Below are 6,310 nucleotides of genomic sequence, written 5' to 3' on the forward strand. Positions count from 1 at the left end.
TTCGTGAAAATGTGTTTGCCTAGCGCTGACCACCGATCCGTTGGTGGATGATCTGGGGGGACCCACGCTATGACATGGAGCAGAGCATCTGCGATTCTCAGGGCTACCCCCTACCGTATGACTACACCAGTTAACCTAGTTGATCCTGTCGAGTGCCTTGTAGACAGCAGACCGGGTGCAACCCAACTCCTTAGCAATAGCACTAGCACCAACACCCTCAGAGCGAAGCTGGAGTAACTTGTCAGTATCAATAGATGTAGGTCTGCCCTTGTAGACACCCTTAGCCTTAGCTGCCTCTATGCCTGCTCTCTGTCTCTCCTTGATGTATGCTAGCTCCATCTCACTCACCATAGACAACACAGTAAGGATCAGCTTGCCCTCAAGCGTACCACGATGGTTACGGATATTCAGCCTACTGCCTCCAGCATCTCCTGAACCACCTAGCCTGTATGAGGACCCCCACACAATGACAGAGAACCGGAACCCGCCAGCTTGGTATCTCATGCTGTTAAGCCGCTTCCTAGCTGACCACGGCCACTCACAGCGCGACGTCAACGCCTACATATTGCAGCACCTGATGACGCAATCGAAATTCACTAAGATTAAGAAAGATACCTAATGTCAGAGCAACACCGATCCGCCACATTCAAAGAGACTGCCAAAGAGCAAGACCTGTTCGTTAAGGCAGCATATGCACAATCTGAGTTCCAAAAGCTCTTTGCTGATTGGCGCGTTACCAAAGCCGATTCCCAAGCCGTTATCGCCAAAGGTGAGGAACTACTCGACCTCCAAGAGCAGCTTAACGCAAACGGTGGTGGCCTGTCCCCTTCAAGCGTTATGCACCGGGTTGAAGTCGTTAAAGACGCCGTGCGCAAGGGTTCAGTGAAGCCAACACAGGAAGCTGCAGACCTTTGGGCCAAGCGCGTCGAGGATGCCCGCAGGATTAACAGGGTCTTTGGTAGTAAGAAATAGGCTTAGCTGGCCTTAGGTGGCTGGCCCTTTTACTAGGGTCAGGACCTATAAACCAACGTAAACCGGCCATTCGCTGCGGTTTGCATAGAGGCCGATGTGCGGACAGAACGGGCTTTCGTTGCGGTGGCTCCAACGACCGCTTTGGCTTGCAGAAATGGTTACCAACTGCATTTCCTGCACGTTCAGTTCGGTTCGCACCGGATCATCCGCGTGCCTGTTGCTCTAACCAGCTTGTGAACACTTGAAGCCTAGGGTTCGCGTTTGGCGTCGCCTCGGAAACCACATGGAGACCTTGTGGACGGTCGACCGTAATCTTGCTTAACCGAACGAGGCTACCGGCGGCCACGTCCGCTGCGGTCATTCTCATATCGGCAAGGATCACTGCTTGCCCCGACAGAGCCGCGTCAAACATGAATGCACGGCTTTCATATTCAATGATGTTCTCTGGATTGGCAATTCTTGACCCTGAAGCCGTTGCCCAAGCGGGCCAGTCTTCGCGCCACCGCCTACCACACGCCAGTGGCAGGTCCAAAATTTCCTGGGCTGACAGGGGCAACCGACGCCCACCTATCAATTGCGGCGCACAAACAGGACTGACGACATCGTTGCATATGAGCACACTGCACATGCCGTCCCAATCGCCTGCGCCATAACGGACTGCGGCGTCAAAACCGGAGTTTCCGAGGTCAACATAGTCGAACGAAAGCGACGGTATTATCTCAATGCCGGGGTGTCTTTTGTGAAAGTCTGGCAGACGCGGGAGTAGCCAACGATTGCCGAGAAACGGTGCAATCGTTATTTTCAATCTTCCAGTCAGGTCGGACTTGCGAGTCTGAGCGACGGCATTTTCAATGGTATCCAATGCCGATTTCAATCGTTCAGCTAGGGCACGACCCTCTTGGGTGAGTTCGATTTTTCGGGTCTTGCGCCGAAACAAGGCTGTGTTCAACTCAAGCTCCAATCCTTTGATCTGATGCCCGACGGCAGCGGGCGTCACACACAATTCTTCGGCCCCCAATTTGATGCTCTCATGGCGGGCAGCGGCCTCGAAGGCACGCAGCTGATTCAGGGATGGCAGGCGTCTGACCATAACCCATACCATAGAAAATCTAGGTCATAAGTCAATTTTTGATCGTTTGTCAGATACGACAAGCAATACCTATGCTGTATTCACGCATCCATTTGACGTCAAAGGAGCATAAAATGACTCGCACAAATCCCCGCTTGCCACATCAGACGACCGACATATTTTTGACGGATGGGGGAACCGAGACCTGGCTTATGTACAAGCGCGGCTTCGAGCTTCCGGAATTCAGCGCCTTTCATCTGTTAAACGATGAACGGTCAGCCGCAGCGCTGCGAGAATACTACACCGCATTTGCTCATGTCGCGGTGAAGCTTGGAACACCTTTTATCTTCGACAGCCTGACTTATCGCGCAAGTCGAGACTGGGGGACTTTGCTTGGGTATTCCTCCCAAAGCCTCGCTGAGATGAACAACAAATGTTTTGAGCTTTACCGCGAATGCGCCGCTGAGGCCGGATTGGCAGAGGAAAATACCGTCATCAGTGGCTGCATCGGCCCAAAAGGGGATGCCTACAAGACCAATCAGGACCTGACTGCCGAGATTGCTGAAGCCTACCACGCAGAGCAGATCGGGACATTCAAAGCGGCAGGGGCCGATATAGTCACTGCGCTGACCCTGAACACAACGGACGAAGCCATTGGAATCGCCAGGGCCTCCTCCGAGGCGGGCATCCCATCGGTTATCGCCTTTACGATTGAGAAGGACCGCAAACTGCGCAGTGGTGAAACGTTGAAGCAAGCGATTGAAACGGTCGACGCCGCGACCTCGAACGCCCCTGCCTACTACATGATCAACTGCTCCCACCCTGTCGATTTTGGCCCCGCACTTGCCAGCGAGCCTTGGGCCAACCGCATCCGTGGACTTCGGGCCAACGCGTCATCTTTGGATCACGGCACATTGTGCCAGTTGGGCCATCTCGAAGAGGGCAACCCTGATGAGTTGGCGAGCCAATACGTGGACATCCGGGCGACTCATCCAAAAATGAACGTCTTCGGCGGGTGTTGCGGCACGGACTACGTGCATGTCGAGAAAATTGGACGGGCGTTGCTGGCGGCCGCTTGAACCGCCTAAGAAACACACCTGAGACGATATGGGTCGGTCAATTCTGTACTGATCCATATTCGTTCTCTTCGAATGCAAAGCTGCCATTTGAACACACTGCTGCATCCGACACATTGGGCTCTTCATTAAAGGATAGCATAGTTCGACACTCTGGTTCCGACGGAACGGTGATCGCCATTTTGCATAGCAGTCATTGGCTGCATTGCAGCAAGCAGACAATAAGGGCTCAGACCTGCCATTCGCAGCAGCTTGCATGGATATCCGCTTCGGGCCGTGAGCGCTAACTCCTCCCGCATCGTGGTAAATACGGTCGTTGCGCGTTAGAGTTCGTCAACAATGAACCGATATCTTCAATTGAGTGACAGGCAATCGGTGGGCATAGATCGGGAGTAGATAGCTCTGTGCCTACTCCTGCATCACAGCACTCTAACTATGTGCGTTGTACAGGACTCTACTAACGCAGAGAGCTGAGTGTTTACACGGTTGGCCTTGGCTAGGATTTCAAAGGAAAGTGCGCACCCAATCTGCAAAAGGAAGTGCTAGCGGATGAGGAGGGCCCTTCGGAATCACAGCGACATAATCCACCTCAATCGGTCGCGGGATATCGACCCTGACCACACGACCCGCGTCAATTTCGTCTTGCGCTAGGCTTTCCGTGAAAATCGTTGCACCGATACCGCCCCGGACGGCCTCTAGCAGCAAATTTGGACTGCCAATTCGAGCCTGCTTGAGACGGTCAACATCAAGACCGCCCGAGCGCATCAACTTGAGCTCAAGGTCCATATCGTCATGCCAAAGCCAAGGAAGATCTTCTGGAGCATTTATGTGTTCATTTACAAGTGCAGGCGCAGCGATGCCTATTGCCTGAATACGTTTTAGGTGAAACGACTCCAGACCACTGCTAATGCTGCCATCTTGGACTGCAGGGTGACGCGAACGAATGCCTATATCAAACCCTTCGGCGACTAAATCCACATAAGCACGCGTGGGGGAAAGCGATATCTCCGCGCCAGAATGGTGCAACCAGAAATCCTTCAGATTGGGCATGATCACCCGCTCGGCCATGAATGGCGAACAGGTCACCCGTAGCCCACGGGATGCCGCGCCCGCCCGAGTTTGCGCGATCTCATCGCTGATGGAGGAAAACGCGTTGGTGAGAGCAATCGCAAGCCTCTGGCCCGCGCTTGTAAGCACGACCCTTCTACCCTGCCGTGTTGCCAAGCTGACGCCAAGATCCCGCTCAAGTGCGCGAACCTGTTGTGCAACTGCTGCGTGTGTCACGTTCAGCGCTCGTGCGGCGTTGGCAAAGCTACCCTCGCGCGCGGTTGCTTCAAAGGCACGTAGGGCCGTGAGGGAAGGAAGATTGCGCCAGTCAAACGACATGATAGTTAAGCTTTCATCTTCAAATTATTCCTGACTACCACTTTTCCGCGTTGCGAGCTAGGCTTCCTCAAAGGCGACCCCCAGCAAAGAGGCCCGATCATGACCATTGCCACATCCGAAATCGAAGCTGACACAAGTGACTCTAAGATTGTCGACAACGCACAGCGCGCTGGCGTAGATGTACCATGTCTACATGGTTTTGCGGCTAAGACCTTCCACTCTTCTGAAGATATCCCCCGCGAAATTGCGCATAGCTTCTTGCTCGAGTACATCGCAACACAGGCCGAAGTTTATGAACGAGTGAACGGTGCGCCTGTTGATGCCCAAGCGCATATTGAGGCGTTCTGGATGAACATAGACAAAGTCGTGCCCCCGCAGGGCAGCTATTATCTCGTTTGGTCCGATAAAGGCGAACTAGTGGGGACGGGCGCGCTACGCCGAGCGGATGAGAGCACAGGTGAGATGAAGCATCTCTACGTCCGTCCAAAGGCGCGCGGGACCGGGCTGGGTCGTTGGCTCGTAGAACAAAGAATTCGTGATGCCCGGGCCATGGGGCTGAAATCCGTTATCGCCGATACACTGCGTGGTAACGTGGAAATGCCGGCGCTCTATGCAAAGCTTGGTTTTTTCGAAGAACAGCCAAACCATAGTGGAGCCAGCCTGACTCTCATGCCCCATCTTGCGAGCGCCCTGCGTTTCTTTCGAATGGAACTATAACAGCTTTGTCAAATGCCTCGCATTGCTTTGCTTGAGGCAGAAGTCATGGATGAGACTCCCTTCGGTCATGGGACCTCCATAGTTCTGAGCAAGATAATTGCATCCGTAACTGGATAATTCCATCATCATTGGCCCGTCAGTATGATAGCTGGCGGGCACAATACTTGTTGGGGCGCAAAATCAATCCCCGCTCCTGATTGCTGCGAGACCAATGTTCGACTTGAGCCCAATTTGACGAATGCTGCGAGTATACAGGAACGGCAGGAGAAGGCTCGAAACAGCCGTTCGCCACAGCTTGCCTCAAAGTCGGCAACGCGGGACAAAGCTGGCGTTGACAGCCCCGAGCAATAATCGTGGAGTAGGCTTGTTTTGATGCTAGGGTAGGGTGGGGTGTTGCGACGAGACTGTTGGTGCACTCACCGTTATAGAGGCCGTACATTTGTCAGAAATCATCCTTGGATCTCCATCTCAAGTGCAAACTGTGAAGCGCGCTAATGCGCTTTGGGCGATTTTGCAGGCCGACCCGCGGTTCGCTTTTCAAGGACGTACCGTTTCCGTTGCATTTGATCAGGACAACGCTTCCGAACTGGCAATCAGCCTAAGCAGACTGCAGGGTTATGCGAGCTGTCATTTTGTAGATAGACAAAATGCGCAGAACTTCAGTGATGCTTACAAAGCAGCTGGGCTTAACCCGCAGATATGGGAGCAATTCTGGGGTCGCGACAGTGCGTTGATGCAAAGCCATTCGTTCTTACAGGACTTTCGCGCTCCTCGTGGACTAAAGCTACTGCCGGTGACACCTGTGACCTCAGACGAGACGATCTCAAGAATTTGCGAAATGTCATTGGGTGCTGGTGTTTTGCCAGCTCCGGGATCAGTGATGCGAGGCCAAGGGCTGAGGACGCATTTTGCATATGTAGAGGCTTCGGATGGTCAAATCGTGGCCGCGGGAGGTGCTTGCATGGCATACCATGCGGACAGCCCGAAGGCAGATGTGTCCGTCGTCAGGGTTTTTGGGACCAAGAGCGTCCGAACCTAAGAGAGAGTTTGGCTCATCTGTTTGGTTTGATTATGCGGCGTGCTGGCGGTG

General features: G+C 53.5%; 7 protein-coding genes. 4 read left to right on the forward strand and 3 right to left on the reverse strand.

Annotation, left to right across the window (positions count from 1 at the left end):
• Window positions 1-135 precede the first annotated feature (135 nt).
• Window positions 136-504, reverse strand: coding sequence for a helix-turn-helix domain-containing protein (locus C8N45_RS23975; RefSeq protein ID WP_258793370.1), 369 nt, complete (start codon window positions 502-504; stop codon window positions 136-138).
• 114 nt (window positions 505-618) lie between these two features.
• On the opposite strand from C8N45_RS23975, the gene C8N45_RS21705 reads away from it, so the two are divergent.
• Window positions 619-972, forward strand: a complete 354-nt coding sequence (locus C8N45_RS21705; protein WP_108388949.1) for a hypothetical protein — start codon at window positions 619-621, stop codon at window positions 970-972.
• Window positions 973-1,174: 202 nt separating this feature from the next.
• Here C8N45_RS21705 and C8N45_RS21710 read toward each other — a convergent pair whose 3' ends face one another.
• Window positions 1,175-2,062, reverse strand: coding sequence for a LysR substrate-binding domain-containing protein (locus C8N45_RS21710; RefSeq protein ID WP_168769556.1), 888 nt, complete (start codon window positions 2,060-2,062; stop codon window positions 1,175-1,177).
• Window positions 2,063-2,175: 113 nt separating this feature from the next.
• On the opposite strand from C8N45_RS21710, the gene C8N45_RS21715 reads away from it, so the two are divergent.
• A complete protein-coding gene (locus C8N45_RS21715; protein WP_108388961.1) occupies window positions 2,176-3,120 on the forward strand; it encodes a homocysteine S-methyltransferase family protein in 945 nt (314 codons plus the stop codon).
• 501 nt (window positions 3,121-3,621) lie between these two features.
• On the opposite strand, the gene C8N45_RS21720 is transcribed toward C8N45_RS21715, so the two are convergent.
• Window positions 3,622-4,503 (reverse strand): LysR substrate-binding domain-containing protein, encoded by an 882-nt coding sequence (locus tag C8N45_RS21720; RefSeq protein WP_108388953.1) that lies wholly within the window; start codon window positions 4,501-4,503, stop codon window positions 3,622-3,624.
• 99 nt (window positions 4,504-4,602) lie between these two features.
• On the opposite strand from C8N45_RS21720, the gene C8N45_RS21725 reads away from it, so the two are divergent.
• Both C8N45_RS21725 and C8N45_RS21730 read left to right on the forward strand, forming a co-directional pair.
• Window positions 4,603-5,220, forward strand: a complete 618-nt coding sequence (locus C8N45_RS21725) for a GNAT family N-acetyltransferase (RefSeq protein WP_108388955.1) — start codon at window positions 4,603-4,605, stop codon at window positions 5,218-5,220.
• 439 nt (window positions 5,221-5,659) lie between these two features.
• Complete coding sequence (locus C8N45_RS21730) at window positions 5,660-6,259, forward strand: hypothetical protein (protein WP_133176031.1); 600 nt, start codon at window positions 5,660-5,662, stop codon at window positions 6,257-6,259.
• Window positions 6,260-6,310: the final 51 nt, after the last annotated feature.

Source organism: Yoonia sediminilitoris, from assembly GCF_003058085.1.
Classification (GTDB): domain Bacteria; phylum Pseudomonadota; class Alphaproteobacteria; order Rhodobacterales; family Rhodobacteraceae; genus Yoonia; species Yoonia sediminilitoris.